Raw genomic sequence first — 21,804 nt, forward strand, 5'->3', positions numbered from 1 at the left:
CGTGGCCCAGACCAGCGACCAGCAACGCGGCGCGCTCCACGGGTTGTAGCCGCCGCCCCCCCGAGACGATCATCGCCGGGGCCAGCCCGCGCAGCGCCGCCGCAGCCCGCGCATGAGAGCGGTTCGACAGGGCCAGCCGCGCCAGCGGGTCCTCGAGCACCGCATCCGCGCCGCATTGCAGGAAGATCGCATCCGGCCGGAAGGCCGCCACGGCGGGCAGAATCATCTCTTCGAGCACCAGCGCGAATTCCGTGTCGTTGAACTCCCGCGGTACCGGCAGGTTGAAGGCCGCGCCCCCGGCCCGATCCGCCAGCGCTCCGGTGAAGGGCCAGCGGCGCGCCTCGTGCACCGAGATCACCCGCACCTGCTCGGAGCCGTCAAAGGCGATCTCCACCCCGTCGCCATGATGCGCGTCGATGTCGACATAGGCGACGCGCCGCATCCCGCGGCTCAGCAGGTGGCGGATGGTCAGCACCGGCTCGTTGAGAAAGCAGAAGCCGCTGGCCCGGTCCGCCAGCGCGTGGTGCGTGCCGCCGCCGGGGTTGAACACCGTGCCGCCCTGCGCCGCGACGATCTCGGCGGCCAGCAGCCCTCCGCCCACCGCCGTGGCGGGGCGCCGGTACATCTCGGGGAAGACCGGGTTCGATAGCGTGCCGAGCCCGTGGCGCTGGCGCACCTCCTCGCTGACCTCTCCCGAGGCCTCCGCCGCCTGCAACGCAGCAACATAGCGCGATGAATGGAACCCGGTGAGCGCCGGCGGCTTGGCCCGGGGAGAGACCCGCCATTCCGCCTCGGGCAGCCAGCCAAGCGCGCGGCATAGGTCGATCACCGCCGGCACCCGCTCGATGGACAACGGGTGCAGCCGCCCGTAGCGCGAGCCGCGATAGATCTCCGAGCCGATGAAGGTCGCCACCGCCGCCACTCCTGACATGTCTCCCGGGCTTTCTTCTAGGTCCAAATATCCCGGGGGAAAGGCGCGCAGCGCCTTGGGGGCAGAGCCCCCGCTGCCGCCGCTACCCCGCAATCGCCCGCAGGGCCCGGCTCCGCGCCGGCGGAATCGTCGCGGTCTCGAGCCCGGTGAAGACATGCAGCGTGTTCATCTGCCGGTCCACCACCGCGTGATCGCTCACCCAGCCGCCCATCCCGAGATAGGTGCGCAGCAGCGGCGGGATCAGCTTGAGCACCCCGCGCGGCTCGCCGGTGGCGGGGGGGGAAGCGCACCACCTCGCTCGCCTTGACGCCGATCTGCCAGCGCTCCGGCGCGGCATGGCGGGCGCGCAGGAAGCCGAAGGCCGGATCGTAGCGCGCCGCATCGGTGCCGGTGAAGCTGGCGCAGCCGAAAAGCAGCCGTACGCCGCCGCGGTCGACGAGGGTGGCGATCGCCGCCCAGGCCAGCCGCAGCACATCGGGATCGACCAGACCGGGCCGGGTGCAGAAGCGGCCGAGTTCGATCAGCGGGCCGCCGTACCCCTCGAGCCGACCCAGGTCGTAGAATTGCGCGGAATAGCTGCGCCCGATCTCGGCGCTGGTCTCGAGCCAGAGATAGCGGAAGCAGGCCAGCACAAGCCCGGTCTCATCCTCGACCAGAACATGGCGGCAGCGGGCGTCGAGCGGGTCTTGGTCGGGGCCCCTGCCGGGGCCGAAAAAGGCCAGTCCACGCAACTCCTGCGCCGCCTTCACATCTTCGGCACTCGCGGCGGAACGCGCCCGGAACCGGCCCCGGGACAGGCTAAGACCTCCCTCCCCCGAAGCATCATCCTGCACGCGGGAGGACATGGTCAGCGCCTCACTGCTGGTCGAGATCGCCGAGCGTCAGGCCGCCGATATTGCCGAAGAGCTTGCGGATGAAGCCCATCTCGCCATCGTTGGTGCGGGTGATCCTGCGGGTGATCGGCACGACGTTGCCGTCCTCCAGACCGTAGCGCGAGATATTGTTGACCACGCCCTGCCCGTCGAAAGTGATCGCCAGGACCTCGCGGTCGATGACCTCGGGTTCCTGCCAGGCAAAGCTACGCACTTGCGATTCAATGTAGTAATAGCCGCCCGCGTCGCGCACGCCCGAAGCGGAGGGGACGCCGATCACGTCCTCCACCGTCGCCCGCGTGTCGATCCCGGGCACGATCTGCTGCAAATCGTCTTCGCGCGGCACGTAGCCATGCGTCTGGTACTGAGCCGAGCAGGCGGACAGTCCCAATGCGGCGGTTCCAGCCAGAAGCGCTATTCTCACCCGTGATACCATGGACGCAGTCCTGCCCCTTGCCATGCCCCTGAGGGCCTTCTATCCCGCATTACACAACCCAGCCAAGCGCTTCAAGCAAAGGAAAGGCGAGCCCATGGACAGAAGCGGAAACCCCGCGCGGCTGCGCGTCTCGACACTGCGCCGCGACGTGGCCACAGAATTCGATTTCCGGCCCGAGGCCGAGGAGCGCGCGGCGCTGGCCGAGGAACTCGGCCTGCTCGGGCTGCGCAAGGCCCGCCTCGCGGGCAGGCTGACCCCCGAGGCCGGCGGCGCCTACCGGCTCACCGCCGATCTCGGCGCCACCGTGGTGCAGCCCTGCGTCGTCACCCTCGATCCGGTGACCACCCGGATCGACGAGGACATCTCGCTGCTGTTCCGCCCGGCGCAGCAGATCGCCGACCCTGATCCCGGCTCCGAGGTCGAGGTGCCCGAGGACGAGGAAGAGCCCCTGCCCGACGTCATCGACCTGCGCCGGGTTCTCTCCGAGGCCCTGTCGCTCGCGCTGCCGCCCTACCCGCGCAGCGAGGCGGCGCTCGAAATGGCCGAAACAGCCCCGGAAGAGCCCGAGGAGGAGCTCTCCGAATCTCGTCCGAACCCGTTTGCCGGGCTCGCGGAACTGCGCGATCGGCTCTCGAAGGACGAAAAAAGACGAAGACTGAGCCCGTGGGGCGCGAAATCTCTCTTGCGGTTTTGCAGGAAATACCTATTTTCGCGCCTTCATCGGAATTCCGGGTTGCAAGCCTCCATGGGTTAAGACTATGAGGCCGGGCACGCCCGAACGTTATCGGGCACCCGTATAGCCCCCACACGCGAACAATCGAGGTTGAGACATGGCCGTCCAACAGAACAAAGTATCGAAATCGCGCCGCAACAACCGTCGCGCCCATGACGCGCTGGTCGCGGCCAACCCCAACGAGTGCAGCAACTGCGGCGAACTCAAGCGCCCGCACCATGTCTGCCCGTCCTGCGGCCACTACGCCGACCGTGAGGTCGTCGCCATGGCTGACGAGATCGACCTGGACGAAGACGCGGCATAAGCTGCGGATAGGCCCGATCGTCGCATGACATCCGAAATGGATAACCGTCAGGCGCGCGGGCCTCTGGTCCTCTCCATCGACGCCATGGGTGGCGATCGCGGGCCGGCAACCATCGTTGCCGGTCTTTCCGCCTTTGCGCGGAAGCATCGCGATGTCCACTTCCTGCTGCACGGACCCGAGGCCGAGTTGCGCCCCCTGGTGGACAAGCAAAAAGGTTTGTCTGCCCAGGTCGAGATTCGCGATGCCTCCGGCGTCGTGTCGATGGAAGACAAGCCGAGCCACGTGATGCGCAACGGGCAGGACACCTCGATGTGGTCCACGCTCGACGCCGTCCGCAACGGCGAGGCCACGGTTGCCGTCTCCTGCGGCAACACCGGTGCGCTGATGCTGCTGTCGATGGTGCGGCTGCGCAAGCTGCCCGGGGTCAACCGCCCCGCCATCGCGGTGCTCTGGCCCTCGCGCAACCCGCAGGGCTACAACGTCATGCTCGACGTTGGCGCCGACATCCGCGCCGATGCGGATGACCTTCTGAAATACGCGATGATGGGGGCGTCCTACGCCCGCAACGGTCTCAATCTCGAGCGCCCGCGCATCGGCCTGCTGAACGTCGGCACCGAAGAGCACAAGGGTCGCGCCGAGCTGAAGGCCGCGCATGAGCTCATCACCGCGAACGCCGAGGCCGGTGGTTTCGACTATGTCGGCTTCGTCGAGGGCGGAGACATTCCCGGCAAGCGCTGCGACGTGATCGTCACCGACGGCTTCACCGGCAATATCGCGCTGAAGACAGGCGAAGGCACCGCCTCGCTGATCAATTCACTTCTCCGCGAGGCCTTCACCTACTCGCCGTTGTCGCGCCTGGCTGCGCTGCTTGCCCTGAGTTCGCTCAAGCGCTTGCAGGCACGCGTGGATCCGCGCCGCAAGAACGGCGGCGTCTTCCTCGGCCTCAACGGCACCGTGGTGAAATCCCACGGCGCGGCGGATGCCACCGGGGTGGCCGCGGCGGTGGAACTGGCCTATGACCTCGCGCAGTCCGGCTTCGGCGACCGGCTGGCCGCCCGCGTGGCGAGCGCCGCGGCAGCCGCTGAACCCGCCCCCGAGGCGCCGGACGCCACAGATACAAAGAAAAAACGGAACAGGCAAATGAGCATCAGGGCGAAGGTCGCGGGCATCGGGCATTACCTGCCCCAGCGTGTGGTCCCCAACGCGGAATTCGAGAAGACCCTCGACACCTCCGACGAATGGATCCGCTCGCGCTCCGGCATCGAACGCCGCCACTTCGCCGCCGAGGGGGAAACCACCTCGATGCTGGCCGCCAACGCGGCCGAGGCCGCGCTGAAGGATGCCGGCCTCGAGGCCTCCGAGATCGACGCGCTGATCGTCGCCACCTCGACCCCTGACCTGACTTTCCCCTCTGCCGCCACCATGGTGCAGGCCCGCATCGGCATGACCGGGGGCTTTGCCTTCGACGTGCAGGCGGTCTGTGCCGGCTTCGTCTACGCCCTGTCGACCGCCAATGCGATGATCGTCGCGGGACAAGCCAAGCGCGTCATGGTGATCGGAGCCGAGACCTTCTCGCGCATCATGGACTGGACCGACCGGGGCACCTGCGTGCTCTTCGGGGACGGCGCCGGCGCGTTGATCCTCGAGTCCGCCGAGGGCGAAGGCACCTCTGCCGACCGCGGCATCCTCTCGGTCGATCTGCATTCCGACGGTCAGTTCCGCGACCTGCTCTACGTTGATGGCGGGGTGTCGACCCAGTCCACCGGCCACCTTCGCATGGAGGGCAAGGAAGTCTTCCGCCATGCGGTGGAAAAGCTCGCCCAGACCGCCACGACAGCGATGGACAAGGCCGGGATCACCTCGGACGAGGTCGATTGGGTCGTGCCGCATCAGGCCAACATCCGGATCATCAACGGCACCGCCAAGAAGCTCGGCCTGCCGATGGAGCGCGTCGTCGTCACCGTCCAGGACCACGGCAATACCTCCGCTGCCTCGATTCCTCTGGCACTGTCGGTCGGCAAGGCGGAGGGCAAGATCAAGCAAGGCGACGTGGTGGTCACCGAGGCCATCGGCGGCGGTTTGGCCTGGGGCGCTGTCGTCCTGCGCTGGTGAGCGCAAAAATCCGGCAAAATCCGGCCCTTGCAGGCTTTGCGCCCGCAAGGGCTGCTTGACTCGGAATCTGCCTCCCCCCTATGCTGTGGCGCAACCTTGGGAGGCTGCCAAATGAGTGACAAGACTTTGACGCGCATGGATCTCAGCGAAGCGGTATTTCGCGAGGTCGGGCTGTCGCGCAACGAAAGCGCCGAACTCGTCGAGTCGGTGCTGCAGCACATGTCCGACGCCCTGGTCCGTGGCGAGCAGGTGAAGATCTCGTCCTTCGGCACCTTCTCGGTGCGGGACAAGGCGGCGCGCATCGGCCGCAATCCCAAGACCGGCGAAGAGGTACCGATCCAGCCCCGCCGCGTCCTGACCTTCCGCCCCTCGCACCTGATGAAGGAACGGGTTGCGGACGGCAACAAATCCTGATCCGACACGGCGCCCACGCGGTTCCCGAGCTGCACGGAGCCGCGCCCCTGACGGGTCCAAGACATATCTGAAGCCTGCGCGCCCGCACGGCGGCCCCGCGCAGCAGGGGGTAAGACCGCATGAGCAAGTCGCGCGACGCATTCCGCACCATCTCCGAGGTGGCGGAGCTTCTGGACACGCCGGCGCATGTGCTGCGTTTCTGGGAAACCAAGTTCAGCCAGGTGAAGCCGGTGAAACGCGCTGGCGGGCGGCGCTACTACCGCCCCAATGACGTCGCCCTGCTCGCCGGCATCCGCCAGTTGCTGCACGACGACGGGCTGACCATCAAGGGCGTGCAGAAGGTTCTGCGCGAACAGGGGGTGAAGCACGTCGCCAACATCGCCCCTCCGGCCGAGCTGCTCGACGAGGTCTCCGAAGCGGAGCCCTCCTCGGTCGAGCCCGCACCCGCCCCTGAGCCGCAGGAAAGCGCCACGGTGCTGCCCTTCACCCAAGGCGGGCCCCTCCTGCAGTCCGAGACACCCGAGCTTGCAGACGCCCCGGAAGAGGCTGCGGAGCAACCGCCTGCGTCCGTCGAGGCCGCGGAGGAGGCGGAGGAAGCGCCAATCCACGCCGACACCACGCCTCTCTTCCCCGAGATCGACGATCCCGAGCCCCATGCCGCGGATCAGGGCGCGCTTTGGGCTGAGGACCCCAAGGCCGCGTCCACCGCCGAGCCGGCCCCCGGGGCCACGGAACTGCCCGGGTTCATCACCGAATCCCTTGAGGCACGCGCCGCTGACACACCGCCCCCGGTGATCCCCGAACTGCCCGATCTCTCTGCCCTTCCCCGTCCCGAGCCGGGCGCGCTTGCGCAGCTCGCAGGGCTGACCCGGATCAACGCCGCAACGGCTGCCGAACTGGCCCCGCATGTCGTCGCGCTGCGGGCCCTCATGGCCGCGCGCCGGGGCGCGAGGATGACCTAGGGGGATCGGTGAAAAAACTTTCATCTTGGGGGTTGCGCGTGCGGTGAAAACCGATATGAAACGGCCTCACAAGTCGGGCTATAGCGCAGCCTGGTAGCGCGTCCGTCTGGGGGACGGAAGGTCGCAGGTTCGAGTCCTGCTAGCCCGACCAAATACTCCCCACCGCCGTTTCTGACTTGTTCACCTCCGCCCGGAGGTGAGGAAACGGCCCCGCCAACCCGCTGGCGTCAAAGCGGAAATCCCCAACAGGCTGACACGATCCCGCAAGTCCGGCGGCATCTCTGGCCCCGCATGCGTCCGGCGTCACCGCCAGCGCACAGGCCACCGTCTGCGCATCGCAAGCGCCGCATTCCTCGTTCCCTTCATCCCCGCCGCTTGCTAAGCACGATCAACGCAATACGAGGGAATGTGACGATGACAGGGGTGCTCGCCAGCCAGCAGATTTCGGCGCTCGTGGAAAGCGGGGCGATCCACCTCTCGGCCCCCCCTTGTCGACGGGCAGATCCAGCCTGCCAGCCTCGATCTGCGGCTCGGCACCGAGGCAATCCGGGTGCGCGCCTCCTTCCTTGCCGGCGAAGGCCGGACGCTGGCCTCGCGGCTCGAGGAATTCGAGATGCACCGGGTCGATCTGACCGAGGGCGCGGTGCTCGAGAAGGGCTGCGTCTACGTGGTGCCCCTGCTCGAGACCCTCGATCTGCCCGCCGGGTTGACCGCCGTCGCCAACGCCAAGAGCTCCACCGGCCGACTCGACCTGCTGACCCGGACGATCACCGATGGCGGCACCGAGTTCGACCGCATCGCCGGGGGCTATACAGGTCCGCTCTACGCCGAGATCTGCCCCCGCTCCTTCTCGGTGCTGGCGCGCACCGGCATGCGGCTCAACCAGATTCGCTTCCGCCGCGGCCAATCGATCCTGAGCGATACCGAGCTGACCGAGCTGCACGCTGCCGAGACGCTGGTCACCGGCGGCCCGGCGGTGATCAGCGAAGGGCTCGGCTTCTCCGTCGACCTGCGCCCCGAGGGCACCGACCTCGTTGGCTGGCGCGCCAAGCCGCACACCGGGGTGATCGATCTCGACCGTATCGGCCACTACGACCCCTCCGAGTTCTGGGACCCGCTGCATGCCTCGCGCGGGCAGCTGATCCTCGACCCCGATGCCTTCTATATCCTCGTCAGCCGCGAGGCGGTGCATATCCCGCCGCGCTTTGCCGCCGAGATGGCCCCCTATCTCGCCATGGTGGGCGAGTTCCGCGTGCATTACGCGGGCTTCTTCGACCCGGGCTTCGGCCATTCCGCTGCCGGGGGGGACCGGCTCGCGCGGGGTGCTCGAGGTGCGCTGCCACGAGGCGCCTTTCGTGCTGGAGCACGGGCAGATCGTCGGGCGGCTGGTCTACGAGCGCATGGACGAGACGCCCGCCCAGCTCTACGGCGCGGGGATTGCTTCGAACTACCAGGGCCAGGGGCTGAAGCTTTCCAAGCACTTCCGGAGCTGAGCGGTTTCAGGCCGCCTCGCAAAGCAGGACCCTGCGCGTGTCCCCCGGCTTAGCGCTGCGCAGGGCTTGGCGAGCGCGACGGATGGACGGCGCCGGATCGCCGTCACCGCGTCGAGCCATGACCGCAGCCGCCGAGAGCGAGATGCGACACATCTCGCGGTCCGGGTCGCGCAGTTCGGCGACCAGCGCGCAAAGCTCCGCGGCGCGGTCTCCCAGTTGCTCCAGCGTGCAGTTGCGGACCATGAGCAGCAGGCTCAGCTCATCTTCTCGGCAGAGCAGCTCCTCGGGGCGCAGCGCCCGCTGCAGCGCGCCCGAGACCAGCCGCAGCAGCCGTTCCGCCGCCTCGGGCCCGGAGCGGCGCGCGACGGCGACGATCCCCTCGATCTCGATCAGGACAAGCCCGTGGCTGGTGATTGGCCCGAAGGTTGCGCTGAACAGCTCGGCCGAGGCGCGGCTGCGCATGCCGGTTGACGGGTCGCGCAGCGCCGAATTGTAGAGCCGCCATTCGGTCAGCCGCAGTCGCGTGGCGCTGGCGTCGTATTTCATACCGAGAAAGAGGATCACCGCGAGCATGGCCAGCGCATCCACGACCATGACCGCGACCCCCGAGGTGGCGATCCAAGGCGCGGGCACGAAGCGCGCGGCGACCGCCTGAACCGCCACCAGGACAAGCCAGGCCAGCAGGATCGCCCGCACCACGCGCCCGGGGCGCGAACTGCTGACCAGCGGGCGCAGCATGGCGCGTCGCGCATGGCGCGCCACGTTGGCCACGCCGAGCGCCAGAAGCGTCACCGAGGTCGAGAGCGACATCTCTCCAAAGAGCAGCGGCGCGTTGTTGAGATAGCCGATCGTCGCCGCGAAGGGCAGCCCCAGCGCCATGAGCGAGAGGCCGAAGGAGGAGACCGGCAGGCGCCGGAAGCAGAGTTGCCCCCCCCGCCAGCAGCACGAAGGAAACCGCTGTGTTCCCTCCCATGCGGCCGGCGCCGAAATCGATCCCGTTCCGGTAGCTCAGGCCCGTCAGGACACACAGCACGATCACCAGCATCCAGATCAGCGTCTCGCGCGGGTCCGAGCGCCGCAACGGGCGCTGCAGCAGCGTCGCGGCCAGCGCCCCGGTGCCGGCCAGCAGGGTCGGCAGCGAGAGCGCGCTTTCGCCGCTCGGCGCGTAGAGCCGCGAGATCCCGTAAAGGTGCCCCTCGGCCGCGATCAGAAGGACCGCTCCTGCCAGGACCAGACAGACCTTTCGTGTCCAGGCAAGCGGTCGGAGGCTTGGGTGAGCGGGGCTGAGGAATATTCCATCGCGCGCCTTGAGGGAGCGGAAACTCGCACCGTAATCCACGATTGGCACCTCCATCACTCTGCGCCGGGGAGATCGAGCGTCGCAGGCGCCGGTTAACCTCATCCTAAATTGCGCGGCGCTTCGGGATCGAAGCCCGACCAGTTCATGAAAATTTGGCAACAATTTGCGTCCGTATTTTCTTGCAAGCTCGCGCCTCTGTACTTGCCTCAAAGGCGAGCTGCCGGCGCGAGGGCATGACAACTTCTGCCGTGGGTCATCGGTTCCGAACCAGCCGAACCCCGCGCAAGATTTCGCGCAAACATCAATAAATCATGGACTTCCGGCCAATTTCTCACCTGAACAAGGAACAACAGGCGGGGTCCGGTGTTGTGGGTCCATCAGGCGGATCGCAGCGCGGGCCGCCAAGACCTGAAAGGACTTGATCATGAACACCAAGAAAACGCTCCTTCTCTCGCTTCCGCTTGTCGGCCTCGCAGCAGCCCCGGTTTCGGCCGCGATGACCGCCTCCGCCACCACCGAGCTGAACCTGCGCTCGGGTCCTGGTCCGCAATATGCAATCGAAAGCGTGATCCCCTCGACCGAGGAAGTCGACGTGAAGGGCTGCCTCGCCGACGCCGAGTGGTGCGAAGTGAGCTACCAGGGCACCTCGGGCTGGGCCTACTCCGCCTATCTGACCACGCCGGTCGAGGACGAACCCGTTGTGATCTATGAAAACCGCGACCGCGTCGAGGTGGAGACCGTGACCTATGACGACACCAGCAACGCCGCTGCCGGCGCCGGTGTGGGTGGGGCCTGGGGCGCTGCCGTGGGGTCGCTGATCGTCGGTGGCCCGGCCGCCGTGGCCGCCGGTGCCGTGATCGGCGCCGTTGCCGGTGCCGCCAACAACGTCGAGGAAAAGACCGTGACCTATGTCCAGTCCAACCCGGTCGAGCCGGTCTATCTGGATGGTGAAATCGCCGTGGGTGCGGGCATCCCGCAGGAAGTCGAAGTCTATCAGGTCCCGGAAAGCGACTACGCCTACCTGAACGTGAACCAGCAGCCGGTGGTGATTGACCCCGAGACCCGCCGAATTGTGAAGATCGTGCGCTAATCGATTGTCACAATTGCGAAAAGGCCCCGCGCTTGCGGGGCCTGCTTGCATTCGATCGAGGGCGTCAGTCCTCGAAGAGCTCGGACTGGCCGGGGGCCTCGTCCTCTTCCTCCGGCTCGTTTTCGGTCAGCGGCACGATGCCCGGCGGCGGGCGGTTGTCGAGAAGACCGGCGGCGCGCAGCTCCTTGAGGCCCGGCAGGTCGCGGGCGCTCTCGAGGCCGAAATGGTCGAGGAACGCCTCGGTCACCACGAAGGTCACCGGTCGGCCCGGGGTCATCTTGCGGCGACCGAAGCGGATCCATTCCATCTCGAGCAGCTGGTCGACGGTCCCGCGCGAGACGCTCACGCCGCGGATTTCTTCAATCTCGGCGCGGGTCACCGGCTGGTGATAGGCAATGATCGCCAGCGTCTCGATCGCCGCGCGCGAGAGCTTGCGAGTTTCCACTGTTTCCTTCTGCATGAGGAAACCGAGGTCCGGCGCGGTTCGGATCGCCCAGGCGTCGCCGACGCGGACGAGGTTCACGCCCCGCCCCTCGTAACGCTTGCGCAGATAGGCCAGCGCCTCGGCGGGATCGCAGCCATGCGGCATGCGCTCTTGCAGCTCACGCACGGTCACCGGCTCGGCCGAGGCAAAGAGGATCGCCTCGACCATGCGCTCCTGGTCCCCCATGGGCGGCGCTTCGAAAAGGCTTTCTGTATTGTCCTGCGCCGCGCGCCGCTCGGCGCGCGTCAGCTCGATGTCGTCACTCACGCGGTTTCTCTCTTTTGCGCAGCTCGATGGGCGCGAAGGTGTCGGTCTGGCGGATCTCGGCCTTGCCCTCCTTCACCAGCTCGAGCGAGGCGGCAAAGGTCGCGGCGGTCGCCGAGCGCCAGCGCTGCGGATCGCCGGACCATCCGTCGGGCAGCCAGCGGGAAATGTCGGTCCACTCGCCGGCATAGCCGATCATGCCGCGCATCCGATCGAGCGCCTGCTCCATGGTGAAGACGTCGTGGCGGTCCATCACGAAGGGGCGGAAGTCGTCGCGGGTGCGCGTGCGGGCGTAGCCCTGCATGAGGTCGAGCAGCGATGCGGTGTATTTCACCTTGCGCAGCCGCTGCATGTCCTCGGGAATACCGCGGGCGAAGAAGTCGCGGCCGAGCCGGTCGCGGGCCATCAGCCGCGCCGCCACGTCGCGCATCGCCTGCAGGCGGTGCAGCTGGAACGCCAGGTGCGCAGCCAGTTCCTCGCCCGAGGGGCCCTCTTCGGTGGGATCGGGCGGCAGCAGCAGGCGCGATTTCAGGAAGGCGAGCCAGGCGGCCATGACGAGGTAATCGGCGGCGAGCTCGATGCGCAGCTCCTTGGCCTTCTCGACAAAGCCGAGGTACTGCCGCGCCAGCTCGAGGATCGAGACCTTGCGCAGGTCGACCTTCTGGGTGCGCGACAGCGACAGCAAGAGATCGAGCGGCCCTTCGTAGCCCTCGACATCGACGATCAGCGCCTCGGCCGCAAGGCGGTCGGCGACGCTGAGCGTCTCGAACTCCAGTTGCGCATCGTCCTGCATGGGTGATCAGCGAGGCCCGGCCAGCAAGGCCTCATGCTCCGCCTTGAGCGCCGCCATGTCAATCTCGGCGGGAAGGGTGCGGGCGGCGAGCGCCGCTTCGGCCCGCGCCTGCGCGGCCTCGGTCATCCTGCCCGCGGCCTCGACCACCGGCACCATGTCTTCCATCTTGCCGTTGCAGTGCAGCACCACGTCGCACCCCGCGGCCACGGTGGCGGCGCTGCGCTCGCCGATGGTGCCGGAAAGGGCCTCCATCGACAAATCGTCGCTCATCAGCAGGCCGCTGAAGCCGATGTTCTCGCGGATCAGCGCGATCATCTCGGGATCGACGGTGGCGGGGCGGGTGTTGAGCCCCTCGTAGACCAGATGCGCGGTCATCGCGAGCGGCAGCTCGGCAAAGGGGCGGAAGGCGGCGAAATCGATGTCCTCGAGTTCCTCGCGCGGCGCCGAGACGCGCGGCAAGTCCTTGTGGCTGTCGAGCTGCGCCAGACCATGGCCCGGCAGGTGCTTCATCACCGGCAGCACGCCGCCATCGCTGAGGCCCTTGACCACCGCCTTGCCCATCTCGATCACCCGCGCGACGTCCTCGGCGTAGCAGCGGTTGCGCAAAAAGGCATGGGTGCCCGGGCGGGCAACGTCGAGCATCGGCGCGCAGTTGCCGTCGATGCCCACCGCAAGCAGTTCGGCGGCGATGATGCGGAAGCGCAGTTCCATGGCGCGTGCGGCGTTCTCGCCGGCCTGCGCCACCTCGTCGAGCGGCGGCAGGAACTCTGTGGCCAGCGGCGGACGCAAGCGCTGTACCCGGCCGCCCTCCTGGTCGACGAAGACCGGGGCGTTCCAGCCGACGGCGGCGCGCAGGTCCGAAGTCAGCGCGCTGAGCTGCTCGGCGCTCTCGACGTTGCGGGCGAAGAGGATGAAGCCGAAGGGGTTGGCCTCGGCGAAGAAGCGTTTCTCCTCGGCACTCAGGGTCAGGCCGAGCGGGGCAAGGATGGTGGCTCCGAAGTGGGTCATCGCGTGGTCACCGGAATGCAGTCGGCGTTCTCGGAAACGAAGGCGGCGCAGAAGCGGCGCGCGTCGGCGAGATCGGCAAAGCCTGCGGCACGCAGACGGTAGAAGGTACGGCCACCCGAGCTGGCCTTTTCGATCACCCGATCCTTGCCGTCCATGAACTCGCCGAAGCGGGCGCTGAAGCGCTCCCATTCCTGCCGCGCGACGTCCTCGCTGGCATAGGCGCCGAGCTGCGCGAGGCGGGTGCCGGCGGGCAGCGTCTCGGCGTTGATCTCCTCGGGCCCTGCAGGTTCGACGGGGGCGGGCGCCAGGGCCACGGGCTGGTTGAGCAGGTCGCCGGGGCGGGTCGAGGGGCGCAGCGAGCGGATCAGCGCGCCCGCGGGGGCTGCGCCGGTGACGCTGGCCACCAGCTCACCCTCGCCCTCCTCGGACGACAGCTCGCCGAGCGGACGGGCGTTTGCCGCGATCTGGTCGGCGAGCGCCTGGATCGGGTCGACCTCCTCGCCCTCGGCGTCGATCTCGGCCAGCGCCTCGTCCTGCGACAGCGAGGCGGTGGCGATCTGCGCCGATTTCTCACGCAGCGCGGCGAGCTTCTTTTGCGGCATGTCCTCGTCCGACAAGCCGATGCCCTGCGGCGCCAGCAGGAGGCGGTCGGCGCCGGGCTCGGCGAGGCCGGTGCCCGCGACGGCATTGACCGCGAGGCCGATGTGATCGGCCGTCGACCCACCCGGATCCTCGGGGGCGATCCGCATCGGACCGTCCATCGCCTGCACCACGGGGATGCCGTTCACGTCGCGCATGAGAAGCTCGTAGCCCCACATCCCGACGCCGACGACCAGCGCAAGCGACACCGCTGCGCCGGCCCAGTTTGCCAGGGATGCTGCTCTCCGCCCGGTCGGGGCCGGTGCTTCCGGCCCGTCGTAGGGGTAATCCGCCATGTTTGCCTCGGTCTGCCTGTCGGGCCGGCACAGGGTCTCCCCGCCGGCCACCTTGCTCTGCTCACTCGCCCCGAGGCGCCTTTGGTTCAGCGCATCTCTTCTGCCGGGGTCACGCCCAAGATACCAAGACCGGCCGAAATGACAACCGCGACGGCCCGTGCCAGCGCGATTTTGCCTTGGCTGACAGCGGGATCGTCCTGCAAGAAGCGCAGGTCCGGCTCTTCGTGGCCGCGGTTCCACAGGCCGTGCAGGTCGGAGGCCAGCTCGTTGAGCCAGATGGCGACCTTATGCGGCTCGTGGCCCTTGGCGGCGATCTCGACGATGCGCGGCCATTCTGCGACCTTCTTGGCCAGCGACAGCTCGGCCTCGTGGGTCATGCCCGAGAGGTCGGCGCCGGCAAGGGCTTCATCCGACACGTCGATTCCGGCCTCGATCGCCTTGCGCAGCACCGAGCAGACGCGGGCGTGGGCGTATTGCACGTAGAACACCGGGTTCTCGCGGCTCTGCTCCACGGCCTTGGCGAAGTCGAAGTCGAGCGTGGCGTCGTTCTTGCGGGTCAGCATGACGAAGCGGGTGACGTCGGGGCCAACTTCCTCGACCACGTCGCGCAGGGTCACGAAGGTCCCTGCCCGCTTGGACATCTTGAATTCCTCGCCGTTCTTGAACAGCTTGACCAGCTGGATCAGCTTGACGTCGAGCGGCACCTTGCCATCCGAAAGCGCCGAAACCGCGGCCTTCATCCGCTTGACGTAGCCGCCGTGGTCGGCGCCGAAGACGTCGATCAGCATGTCGAAACCGCGGCTCACCTTGTCGTAGTGATAGGCGATGTCGGGGGCGAAATAGGTCCAACTGCCGTCCGACTTCATAATCGGGCGGTCGACGTCGTCGCCATGCTCGGTCGACTTGAAGAGCGTCTGCTCGCGCGGCTCCCAGTCCTCGGGCTTCTTGCCCTTCGGCGGCTCGAGCACGCCGCGGTAGATCAGCCCCTTCTGGCTCAGCGACTCGATGGCCGCCTCGATCTTGCCCGTGCCGTAGAGCGATTTTTCCGAGTAGAAGTGATCCATCTTCACGCCGAGCAGCGCCAGATCCTCGCGGATCATCGCCATCATCTCGTCGGTGGCGAAGTTGCGCACTTCCTCGAGCCATTCGGACTCGGGCTGGTCGACATATTTATCGCCAACCTGCGCCTTCAGCTTCTCGCCGACCTCGATGAGGTACTCACCCGGATAGGTTCCGGCCTCAAACTCGACGGTGCGGCCGTGGGCTTCGAGGTAGCGCAGGTAGACCGACCGCGCCAGCACGTCGACCTGGGCGCCACCGTCGTTGATGTAATACTCGCGGGTCACCTCATAGCCGGCATAGGCCAGCAACGAGGCCAGCGCGTCGCCGAAGACCGCGCCACGGGTATGGCCGACATGCATCGGGCCGGTGGGGTTGGCCGAGACGTATTCGACGTTGACCTTGAGCCCCTGCCCCATCTCCGAACGGCCATAGTCGGTGCCCGACGTCAGCACGGCCGCCGGCAGCGCCTGCCAGACCGACGGGTCGAGGCGCAGGTTGAGGAAACCGGGGCCGGCCACTTCGGCCAGGGCGATGCGCGGGTCCTCGGCCAGCTTGGCGGCGAGCGCTTCGGCGATGTCGCGCGGCTTCTGCTTGGCGGGCTTGGCGAGCACCATCGCGGCGTTGGTCGCCATGTCCCCATGCGAGGCGTCTCGCGGCGGCTCCACCGTCACGGCGGCGGTGGCGAGGCCCTCGGGCAGCGCGCCTTCGGCCTGCAGCGCTTCGATCGCCTGCAGGACAAGCGCGCGAATGTCGGTGAAGAGGTTCATCTGTCTGTCTCCATACGGTCGCGTGCTCCTCTACCATCTTGGCCCGCGGGGTCAAATGCCGAGATGCGGCGGACCACGCGGAAAGCGCCCTACTCGGCCGTGGCACCTTTTAAAGTGTCGTTGCCCCTCTCGTCCCGCCGCCCGTCCGCGCGTTCCTCGCGCCTCGGCGCCAGCACCACCAATCGCACGCCGTCGGCCTCTTTCGGCGCCTCGTCCGGGCCGAGCAGGCGGAAGGTGCCGTTCGGCCCGAGATCACCGACAATCATCGCCTCGGGGTTCTTCTCACGCCAGTCCTCCATGGTGAATTCCTCGGTCAGCCGCGATATGCGGAACTCCCAGCCCTGGGCAATGCGGGCGTTGGCCTCCTCGTAGCTCTCGTCCGGCCCGAAGCGCCGCCCACCAAGGCTCGCCGGCAGCGCGTGGCGTGTCGACGTGTCGCGCGCCCGCTTGAGCTGGAAGACATGCTCGCGGCCGAAATCCGGCGCAAGGTCGGTGGCCACCAGCGTGTTGTAGGCGTCGTTGTCCGTCGCGGCGATGAGGCTCTCGTAGCTGACCAGATCGAGCCGGTGCTCGGCCGCCTCCGAGAGGATGTCGCCGAAGAAAGTGTCGAGCCCCGCCTCGCGCGCCTCGCGCAGGTGGGCGTGGTTGGGATCTGCGATCAGCACCGGCAGTTCGAGCTTCTTCAGAGCCAGCCCCAGTGCCACCGACCAGTCCGAGCCGCCGGTGATCAGCACGCCCGGCGTCTCGGTCGCGGTCTGCCCCAGCGCGCGGGCCATGGGGGCGAGCGTGAAGCCATGCAGCACCACCGTCGCCGCCACAAGCGCGAAAGCGAGCGCCGGGATCCGCGCCGCGTCTTCCAGCCCGAGCGCCACCAGCCGCTGCGCAAACAGCCCCGCCACCGCCACCAGCACCACGCCGCGTGGGCCGGTGAAGGCAACCATCAGCCGTTCCTTCCACGGCACGTTGGTGCCGATCAGCGAGATCAACACCGGCAGCGGCCGCGCCAGCAAGATCACCGAGAGCACGAAGGCCAGCGCCTGCCAGTCAAGCGAGACCAGCATCTCGCGGCTCATGTTGGCCGCCAGCAGGATGAACACCCCCGAGACCAGCAGGATCGTCGCATGTTCCTTGAAACGGCGCATCTCCTCGTAGCTCGGCAGGCCGGCGTTGGCGATCCACACGCCCATCAGCGTCACCGCCAGGAGCCCGCTTTCATGCAGCACCGAGTCGGCCAGCGCGAAGACCACCAGCATCGATACGAAAAGCACCGGCACCTTCATGTATTCCGGTACCTTGCCGCGCTTGAACGCCTGCGCCAGCCCCCAGCCGCCCAGCACCCCCAGCGCCGCCGCCGCGAGGATGCCGACGATCATGTCGACCATCGCCTCGCCGACCGAGGCCGCGTCGACCAGCACCGAGACCACCTCGAAGGCCAGCACCGCGGCCAGCGCGCCGACGGGGTCGTTGACGATCGCCTCCCATTGCAGCAGCGCCGCCGGGCGGTGCTTGAGACGCGCCTGCCGCAGGAGCGGCGCGATGACCGTCGGGCCGGTGACGATCATGATGCCGCCGAAGACCGCCGCGCTTTCCCAGCTCAGCCCCGCCACCCAATGCAGCGCCGCCGCCGAGGCGAGCCAGCCGAGCGGCGCGCCAAGGAAGATAAGCCGCCGCACCCCGAGCCGCGCGTCGCGCAGCCCCTGGAAGTTCAGCGTCAGCCCGCCCTCGAAAAGGATGATCGCCACGGCGATGGCCAGCATCGGCTCCATCAGCGCGCCGAAGTCCTGGTGCGGGTCGAGCACGCCAAGGCCCGGACCGATGGCGAGCCCGGCCACCAGCATGACCACGATCGCCGGCAGTTTCATCCGCCAGGCCAGCCATTGCGAGCCGACGCCAAGCGCGCCGACGAGGGCAAACCCCAGCAGCGGATCGATGCCGCCAGTTTCCGGTCCGGTCATGTCAGGGCCCTTTCACGCAAGCGCGGCCTGTGCCGCGCTCATGATCTGGTCTGCGGCCCCGATCTGTCCAGTGCAATGAAGGGCTTGGCCCGCGATCGGCGCTTCAGCGCGCGTCGTGCAGGATGTCGGTACCGGTCAGCTTGGCGTGCTGCTGCAGGGCGAAACGGTCGGTCATGCCCGCAACGTAATCGGCCACCATGCGCGCCAGCTCGGTTTCGCTCTTCGGGTCTGTGGCGCGCCAGCGTGCCGGCAGCAGCAGCGGGTTGTCCATGTAGATCGGGAAAAGCTCCATCAGCGCACGGGTCACCTTCTCGCGGATCACCACCACCGAGGGCGCGCGGTACATGCGGGTGAAGAGAAAATGCCGGACCTGCTTCAGCTCCTGGTACATCTCGTCCGAGAAGGCGACGACCGGATGGCCGAGCCGGCGGATGTCGTCGCAGCTTTGCGGATCTGCCGCCGCGAGGCGGGCCCGGCTGGTGTCGATCACGTCGCTGACCATGTAGCCGAAGACCCGGCGCAGCGCCTCGTGTCGGCGGCGGTAGGCATCGAGCTGCGGATAGAGGCGGTCGACCTCGGCATAGGCGGGCTTGATCAGCGGCAGGTCAGCAATCTCTTCCTCGGTGAAGAGCCCGGCGCGCAGCCCGTCCTGCAGGTCGTGGTTGTTGTAGGCCACGTCGTCGGCGATGGCCGCGACCTGCGCCTCGCCGCTGGCATGGGTGTGAAGCTCGAGATCATGCTCGGCGTTGTACTCGGCCAGCGCCAGCGGCAGGGTCTCGCCGTCTTTCAGAGGCAGCAGCGGGCCGTTGTGCTTGGCGATCCCCTCGAGCGAGTCCCAGGTCAGGTTGAGCCCGTCGAACTCGGCGTAGTGGCACTCGAGCCGGGTGACGATGCGCAGGGTCTGGGCGTTGTGGTCGAAGCCGCCGTAGGGCGCCATAAGCGCGTGCATCGCGTCCTCGCCGGTGTGGCCGAAGGGCGTGTGGCCGAGGTCATGCGCAAGCGCCACCGCCTCGGTGAGGTCGGTGTTCAGCCCCAGCGCGTTCGCCATGGTGCGCGCCACCTGCGCCACCTCGATGCTGTGGGTGAGCCGGGTGCGGTAGAAATCGCCCTCGTGCTCGACGAAAACTTGGGTCTTGTGCTTGAGGCGGCGGAAGGCCGAGCTGTGGATGATGCGGTCGCGGTCGCGCTGGAAGCACGAACGGAACGCGCTCTCCTCTTCCGCCACGCGGCGGGGCCGTGCCCCCTCGGGATCGCAGGAATAGATCGCCATCTGTCTTCTGCCTTTCACGTGCCTCGATGCACGGCCCGCCCGATGCATGCCGAATGGTTGCCGCTGCTCTCGCGGATCCCTATATTATGGCTTGACCGGGAGATAAACCTTTGAGGCGACCCATGAACCTGCCCCCGAAAGTGACTGACCGCGCCTACGAGCGACTCGCCGAGATCGGCGCCGGCGCCCAGGGCAAGGCGCTGCGCGTGGCCGTCGAGGGCGGCGGCTGCTCGGGCTTCCAGTACGAGATCAAGCTCGACGATGCTGCCGACGACGACCTCGTGCTCGAGCGCAAGGGCGAGCGCGTGGTGGTCGACAGCGTCTCGCTGCCCTTCCTCGCCGATGCGGTGATCGACTTCTCCGAAGAGCTGATCGGCGCGCGTTTCACCATCGAGAACCCGAACGCCACGAGTTCCTGCGGCTGCGGCACCAGCTTCTCGATGTAACGCGCCGCACGACGGCGCAGTCGAACGCGCCAAAGGGCCGCGGCACCCGCCGCGGCCCTTTTCGTTGGCCTATCAAGACCGCTCGCGACATACCTGAAGTCCCTCGCGACACCGCGACACCGCGACACCGCGACACCGCGACACAAGGGCCTTTCCCCCGCATGGTCAAACGCAAGCTCGCCTCGAGCCTCAATAGCATCCAGCAAGCCTCTGCGGACAAAAGAAAAAGCGCGCCCAACACGGACGCGCCCTTCTTCTCTTTCCAAATACGCCGGGGTGAATTGCCGCGCAGCGGCAAGAGGGGCAGCGCCCCTCCGGCCTGGAGTCCTCAATCCTCGGTCACGTCCCCGTCTTCTTCGGACATATGGAAGTCGAGCCCGTGCGCCGCGCGGATCTTGTCCTCGATCTCATTGGCGATCTGGCTGTTTTCCTTGAGGAAAGTCTTGGCGTTCTCGCGGCCCTGGCCGATCCGCTCGTCGCCGTAGGAGTACCAGGCGCCGGACTTGTCGACCACGCCGGCCTTCACCCCAAGATCCAGCAGTTCGCCGGTCTTGGAGATGCCCTCGCCGTACATGATGTCGAATTCGACCTGCTTGAACGGCGGCGCCACCTTATTCTTCACCACCTTGACGCGTGTCTGGTTGCCGACCACCTCGTCGCGGTCCTTGATCGCGCCGATGCGACGGATGTCGAGACGCACCGAGCTGTAGAACTTCAGCGCGTTGCCGCCGGTGGTGGTTTCGGGCGAGCCGAACATCACCCCGATCTTCATGCGGATCTGGTTGATGAAGATCACCATGCAGTTCGAGCGGCTGATCGAGGCGGTGAGCTTGCGCATCGCCTGGCTCATCAGGCGCGCATGCACGCCGACCGAGCTGTCGCCCATGTCGCCTTCGAGCTCGCTCTTAGGCGTCAGCGCAGCGACGGAGTCGACCACCACCAGGCTGACCGCGCCCGAGCGCACCAGCGTGTCGGTGATCTCCAGCGCCTGCTCGCCGGTGTCGGGCTGCGAGATCAGCAGCTCGTCGAGGTCAACGCCCAGCTTCTTGGCGTATTGCGGGTCCAGCGCGTGTTCCGCATCGACGAAGGCGCAGACGCCGCCCTTCTTCTGTTCCTCGGCGACGACATGCAGGGTCAGCGTGGTCTTGCCCGAGCTTTCCGGCCCATAGATCTCGATGATCCGGCCCTTGGGCAGGCCGCCGATGCCGAGGGCGATGTCGAGCCCGAGCGAGCCGGTCGAGGTCGCCTCGATGTCGCGCAGGGCGTTGTCGCCGCCCAGCTTCATGATCGAACCCTTGCCGAACTGCCGCTCGATCTGGGCCAGCGCCGAGTCGAGTGCCTTTTGCCGGTCCGCGTTTCGCTTGCTGTCCATAGTCAGAAGATCTGCCGTTGCCATGATTTCCGATCCTTATTTCATACCGCGTCCGGGGCGGCAATCGCTGCTTTCGTTCGCCTCTTGTTCTCATTCGAGCTTATGAGACCAAAAGGAGAACATTTCAAGCGTCATCTGTTCTCACTGTTGCGAAACAGCGTTAAAGAGTGGTTTATCGACAAAAAGACCACGGTGAGAGGCAGGGGTATGCTGGTTTTCTGGAAGGCGCGGCTGGTGCTGCTCGCGGTCCCCAAGACGGGGACCTCGGCCTATGAGACGGCATTGGGTCCGCACGCGTCGATGAGCGTGCTCGACCCGCCCGAGCTGAAACACGCGCCGGTCTACCGCTACAACCGCTTCTTCCGCCCGATGTTCGAGAAGGTGGGTGTCGAGCACATGGAGCTCATGGCGGTGGTGCGCGAGCCCGTCTCCTGGCTCGGCTCGTGGTACCGCTACCGCCAGCGCGACTTCCTTGACGGCAAACCCACCTCGACCCGCGACCTCAGTTTTGAGCAATTCGTCGACGCCTATACCAGCGGCGAGCGCCCGCCCTTCGCCAATGTCGGCAGCCAGGCGAAATTCGTCGAGCCGCGACCCAACGGCACCGAAGTCAGCCATCTGTTCAGATACGAACACCAGGCGGAGATCACCGGTTTCCTCGAAGAGCGGCTGGGGGTCAGGCTCGACCTGCCGCGCGAAAATGTCTCGCCGCGCGCCGATCTCGCGCTTTCGCCCGCGACCGAGGCCAAGCTGCGGCGCAAGTGCGCGGCCGACTTCGCGCTCTGGGAGCGGGCGCGCTGA

Annotated in this window: 18 protein-coding genes, 1 tRNA gene and 4 pseudogenes; 11 read left to right on the forward strand and 12 right to left on the reverse strand. The window is 67.4% G+C overall.

Annotation, left to right across the window (positions count from 1 at the left end; all coding sequences use genetic code 11):
• The 3 genes and pseudogenes from CLG85_RS22660 to CLG85_RS22670 form a co-directional block, all read right to left on the reverse strand.
• Window positions 1-931 (reverse strand): annotated as a pseudogene (locus CLG85_RS22660) (acetoin utilization protein AcuC); the annotation flags it as partial.
• 82 nt (window positions 932-1,013) lie between these two features.
• Window positions 1,014-1,776, reverse strand: a pseudogene (locus tag CLG85_RS22665) (GNAT family N-acetyltransferase).
• 10 nt (window positions 1,777-1,786) lie between these two features.
• Complete coding sequence (locus CLG85_RS22670; RefSeq protein ID WP_095881074.1) at window positions 1,787-2,239, reverse strand: outer membrane protein assembly factor BamE; 453 nt, start codon at window positions 2,237-2,239, stop codon at window positions 1,787-1,789.
• A 94-nt stretch (window positions 2,240-2,333) separates the two neighbouring features.
• Here CLG85_RS22670 and CLG85_RS22675 point away from each other — a divergent pair, with 94 nt between their 5' ends.
• The 8 genes and pseudogenes from CLG85_RS22675 (at window position 2,334) to CLG85_RS22710 (ending at window position 8,257) form a co-directional block, all read left to right on the forward strand.
• The gene (locus CLG85_RS22675; RefSeq protein WP_260350084.1) at window positions 2,334-2,993 is read left to right on the forward strand and encodes a YceD family protein; all 660 of its coding nucleotides are present in this window, start codon (window positions 2,334-2,336) and stop codon (window positions 2,991-2,993) included.
• 76 nt (window positions 2,994-3,069) lie between these two features.
• The gene (rpmF, locus tag CLG85_RS22680) at window positions 3,070-3,276 is read left to right on the forward strand and encodes a 50S ribosomal protein L32 (RefSeq protein WP_066106415.1); all 207 of its coding nucleotides are present in this window, start codon (window positions 3,070-3,072) and stop codon (window positions 3,274-3,276) included.
• Window positions 3,277-3,300: 24 nt separating this feature from the next.
• Window positions 3,301-4,359, forward strand: a pseudogene (gene plsX, locus CLG85_RS22685) (phosphate acyltransferase PlsX); the annotation flags it as partial.
• A gap of 57 nt (window positions 4,360-4,416) precedes the next feature.
• The gene (locus tag CLG85_RS22690) at window positions 4,417-5,388 is read left to right on the forward strand and encodes a beta-ketoacyl-ACP synthase III (protein ID WP_095881077.1); all 972 of its coding nucleotides are present in this window, start codon (window positions 4,417-4,419) and stop codon (window positions 5,386-5,388) included.
• Window positions 5,389-5,499: 111 nt separating this feature from the next.
• Window positions 5,500-5,802: an integration host factor subunit alpha gene (gene ihfA, locus CLG85_RS22695; protein ID WP_095881078.1), complete on the forward strand. Its 303-nt coding sequence runs from the start codon at window positions 5,500-5,502 to the stop codon at window positions 5,800-5,802.
• 119 nt (window positions 5,803-5,921) lie between these two features.
• Window positions 5,922-6,764, forward strand: a complete 843-nt coding sequence (locus CLG85_RS22700) for a MerR family transcriptional regulator (protein ID WP_095881079.1) — start codon at window positions 5,922-5,924, stop codon at window positions 6,762-6,764.
• 74 nt (window positions 6,765-6,838) lie between these two features.
• Window positions 6,839-6,915, forward strand: a tRNA-Pro gene (locus CLG85_RS22705).
• A gap of 263 nt (window positions 6,916-7,178) precedes the next feature.
• Window positions 7,179-8,257: pseudogene (locus CLG85_RS22710) on the forward strand (2'-deoxycytidine 5'-triphosphate deaminase).
• 6 nt (window positions 8,258-8,263) lie between these two features.
• Here the strand turns inward: CLG85_RS22710 and CLG85_RS22715 are convergent.
• A complete protein-coding gene (locus tag CLG85_RS22715) occupies window positions 8,264-9,136 on the reverse strand; it encodes a GGDEF domain-containing protein (protein ID WP_260350086.1) in 873 nt (290 codons plus the stop codon).
• An 845-nt stretch (window positions 9,137-9,981) separates the two neighbouring features.
• Here CLG85_RS22715 and CLG85_RS22720 point away from each other — a divergent pair.
• Window positions 9,982-10,647, forward strand: a complete 666-nt coding sequence (locus CLG85_RS22720) for a DUF1236 domain-containing protein (RefSeq protein WP_095884366.1) — start codon at window positions 9,982-9,984, stop codon at window positions 10,645-10,647.
• 64 nt (window positions 10,648-10,711) lie between these two features.
• Here CLG85_RS22720 and scpB read toward each other — a convergent pair whose 3' ends face one another.
• The 7 genes from scpB to CLG85_RS22755 form a co-directional block, all read right to left on the reverse strand.
• The gene (gene scpB, locus CLG85_RS22725; protein ID WP_095884368.1) at window positions 10,712-11,317 is read right to left on the reverse strand and encodes an SMC-Scp complex subunit ScpB; all 606 of its coding nucleotides are present in this window, start codon (window positions 11,315-11,317) and stop codon (window positions 10,712-10,714) included.
• Between the two features lie 73 nt (window positions 11,318-11,390).
• Window positions 11,391-12,188, reverse strand: a complete 798-nt coding sequence (locus CLG85_RS22730; RefSeq protein WP_095884367.1) for a segregation and condensation protein A — start codon at window positions 12,186-12,188, stop codon at window positions 11,391-11,393.
• A gap of 6 nt (window positions 12,189-12,194) precedes the next feature.
• Window positions 12,195-13,196: a beta-N-acetylhexosaminidase gene (gene nagZ, locus CLG85_RS22735; RefSeq protein WP_260350087.1), complete on the reverse strand. Its 1,002-nt coding sequence runs from the start codon at window positions 13,194-13,196 to the stop codon at window positions 12,195-12,197.
• The gene (locus tag CLG85_RS22740) at window positions 13,193-14,131 is read right to left on the reverse strand and encodes an SPOR domain-containing protein (protein ID WP_224846523.1); all 939 of its coding nucleotides are present in this window, start codon (window positions 14,129-14,131) and stop codon (window positions 13,193-13,195) included. Before CLG85_RS22740 ends, nagZ begins: the two co-directional genes overlap by 4 nt.
• Window positions 14,132-14,217: 86 nt before the next feature.
• On the reverse strand, window positions 14,218-15,960 hold the full coding sequence (gene argS, locus CLG85_RS22745) for an arginine--tRNA ligase (RefSeq protein ID WP_095883320.1): 1,743 nt from the start codon (window positions 15,958-15,960) through the stop codon (window positions 14,218-14,220).
• Window positions 15,961-16,049: 89 nt separating this feature from the next.
• The gene (locus CLG85_RS22750; protein ID WP_260350088.1) at window positions 16,050-17,915 is read right to left on the reverse strand and encodes a cation:proton antiporter; all 1,866 of its coding nucleotides are present in this window, start codon (window positions 17,913-17,915) and stop codon (window positions 16,050-16,052) included.
• 103 nt (window positions 17,916-18,018) lie between these two features.
• Entirely contained in the window at window positions 18,019-19,185 is a 1,167-nt protein-coding gene (locus CLG85_RS22755; RefSeq protein ID WP_095881956.1) for a deoxyguanosinetriphosphate triphosphohydrolase, read from the reverse strand.
• Window positions 19,186-19,307: 122 nt separating this feature from the next.
• Here CLG85_RS22755 and CLG85_RS22760 point away from each other — a divergent pair, with 122 nt between their 5' ends.
• Window positions 19,308-19,631, forward strand: a complete 324-nt coding sequence (locus tag CLG85_RS22760) for a HesB/IscA family protein (RefSeq protein WP_095881955.1) — start codon at window positions 19,308-19,310, stop codon at window positions 19,629-19,631.
• A gap of 328 nt (window positions 19,632-19,959) precedes the next feature.
• Here CLG85_RS22760 and recA read toward each other — a convergent pair whose 3' ends face one another.
• Window positions 19,960-21,027, reverse strand: coding sequence for a recombinase RecA (gene recA / locus CLG85_RS22765; protein ID WP_095881954.1), 1,068 nt, complete (start codon window positions 21,025-21,027; stop codon window positions 19,960-19,962).
• A gap of 183 nt (window positions 21,028-21,210) precedes the next feature.
• On the opposite strand from recA, the gene CLG85_RS22770 reads away from it, so the two are divergent.
• Window positions 21,211-21,804: a gamma-glutamyl kinase gene (locus tag CLG85_RS22770; protein ID WP_095881953.1), complete on the forward strand. Its 594-nt coding sequence runs from the start codon at window positions 21,211-21,213 to the stop codon at window positions 21,802-21,804.

This window comes from Alloyangia mangrovi (assembly GCF_002300555.2).
GTDB lineage: Bacteria > Pseudomonadota > Alphaproteobacteria > Rhodobacterales > Rhodobacteraceae > Salipiger > Salipiger mangrovi.

Coding starts and splice junctions, on each gene's coding strand:
- CLG85_RS22670 (WP_095881074.1), bottom strand. CDS start 2,239: ATGGTATCACGGGTGAGAATAGCGCTTCTGGCTGGAACCGCCGCATTG.
- CLG85_RS22675 (WP_260350084.1), top strand. CDS start 2,334: ATGGACAGAAGCGGAAACCCCGCGCGGCTGCGCGTCTCGACACTGCGC.
- rpmF (WP_066106415.1), top strand. CDS start 3,070: ATGGCCGTCCAACAGAACAAAGTATCGAAATCGCGCCGCAACAACCGT.
- CLG85_RS22690 (WP_095881077.1), top strand. CDS start 4,417: ATGAGCATCAGGGCGAAGGTCGCGGGCATCGGGCATTACCTGCCCCAG.
- ihfA (WP_095881078.1), top strand. CDS start 5,500: ATGAGTGACAAGACTTTGACGCGCATGGATCTCAGCGAAGCGGTATTT.
- CLG85_RS22700 (WP_095881079.1), top strand. CDS start 5,922: ATGAGCAAGTCGCGCGACGCATTCCGCACCATCTCCGAGGTGGCGGAG.
- CLG85_RS22715 (WP_260350086.1), bottom strand. CDS start 9,136: ATGGCGCTGGGGCTGCCCTTCGCGGCGACGATCGGCTATCTCAACAAC.
- CLG85_RS22720 (WP_095884366.1), top strand. CDS start 9,982: ATGAACACCAAGAAAACGCTCCTTCTCTCGCTTCCGCTTGTCGGCCTC.
- scpB (WP_095884368.1), bottom strand. CDS start 11,317: ATGGGGGACCAGGAGCGCATGGTCGAGGCGATCCTCTTTGCCTCGGCC.
- CLG85_RS22730 (WP_095884367.1), bottom strand. CDS start 12,188: ATGCAGGACGATGCGCAACTGGAGTTCGAGACGCTCAGCGTCGCCGAC.
- nagZ (WP_260350087.1), bottom strand. CDS start 13,196: ATGACCCACTTCGGAGCCACCATCCTTGCCCCGCTCGGCCTGACCCTG.
- CLG85_RS22740 (WP_224846523.1), bottom strand. CDS start 14,131: ATGGCGGATTACCCCTACGACGGGCCGGAAGCACCGGCCCCGACCGGG.
- argS (WP_095883320.1), bottom strand. CDS start 15,960: ATGAACCTCTTCACCGACATTCGCGCGCTTGTCCTGCAGGCGATCGAA.
- CLG85_RS22750 (WP_260350088.1), bottom strand. CDS start 17,915: ATGACCGGACCGGAAACTGGCGGCATCGATCCGCTGCTGGGGTTTGCC.
- CLG85_RS22755 (WP_095881956.1), bottom strand. CDS start 19,185: ATGGCGATCTATTCCTGCGATCCCGAGGGGGCACGGCCCCGCCGCGTG.
- CLG85_RS22760 (WP_095881955.1), top strand. CDS start 19,308: ATGAACCTGCCCCCGAAAGTGACTGACCGCGCCTACGAGCGACTCGCC.
- recA (WP_095881954.1), bottom strand. CDS start 21,027: ATGGCAACGGCAGATCTTCTGACTATGGACAGCAAGCGAAACGCGGAC.
- CLG85_RS22770 (WP_095881953.1), top strand. CDS start 21,211: ATGCTGGTTTTCTGGAAGGCGCGGCTGGTGCTGCTCGCGGTCCCCAAG.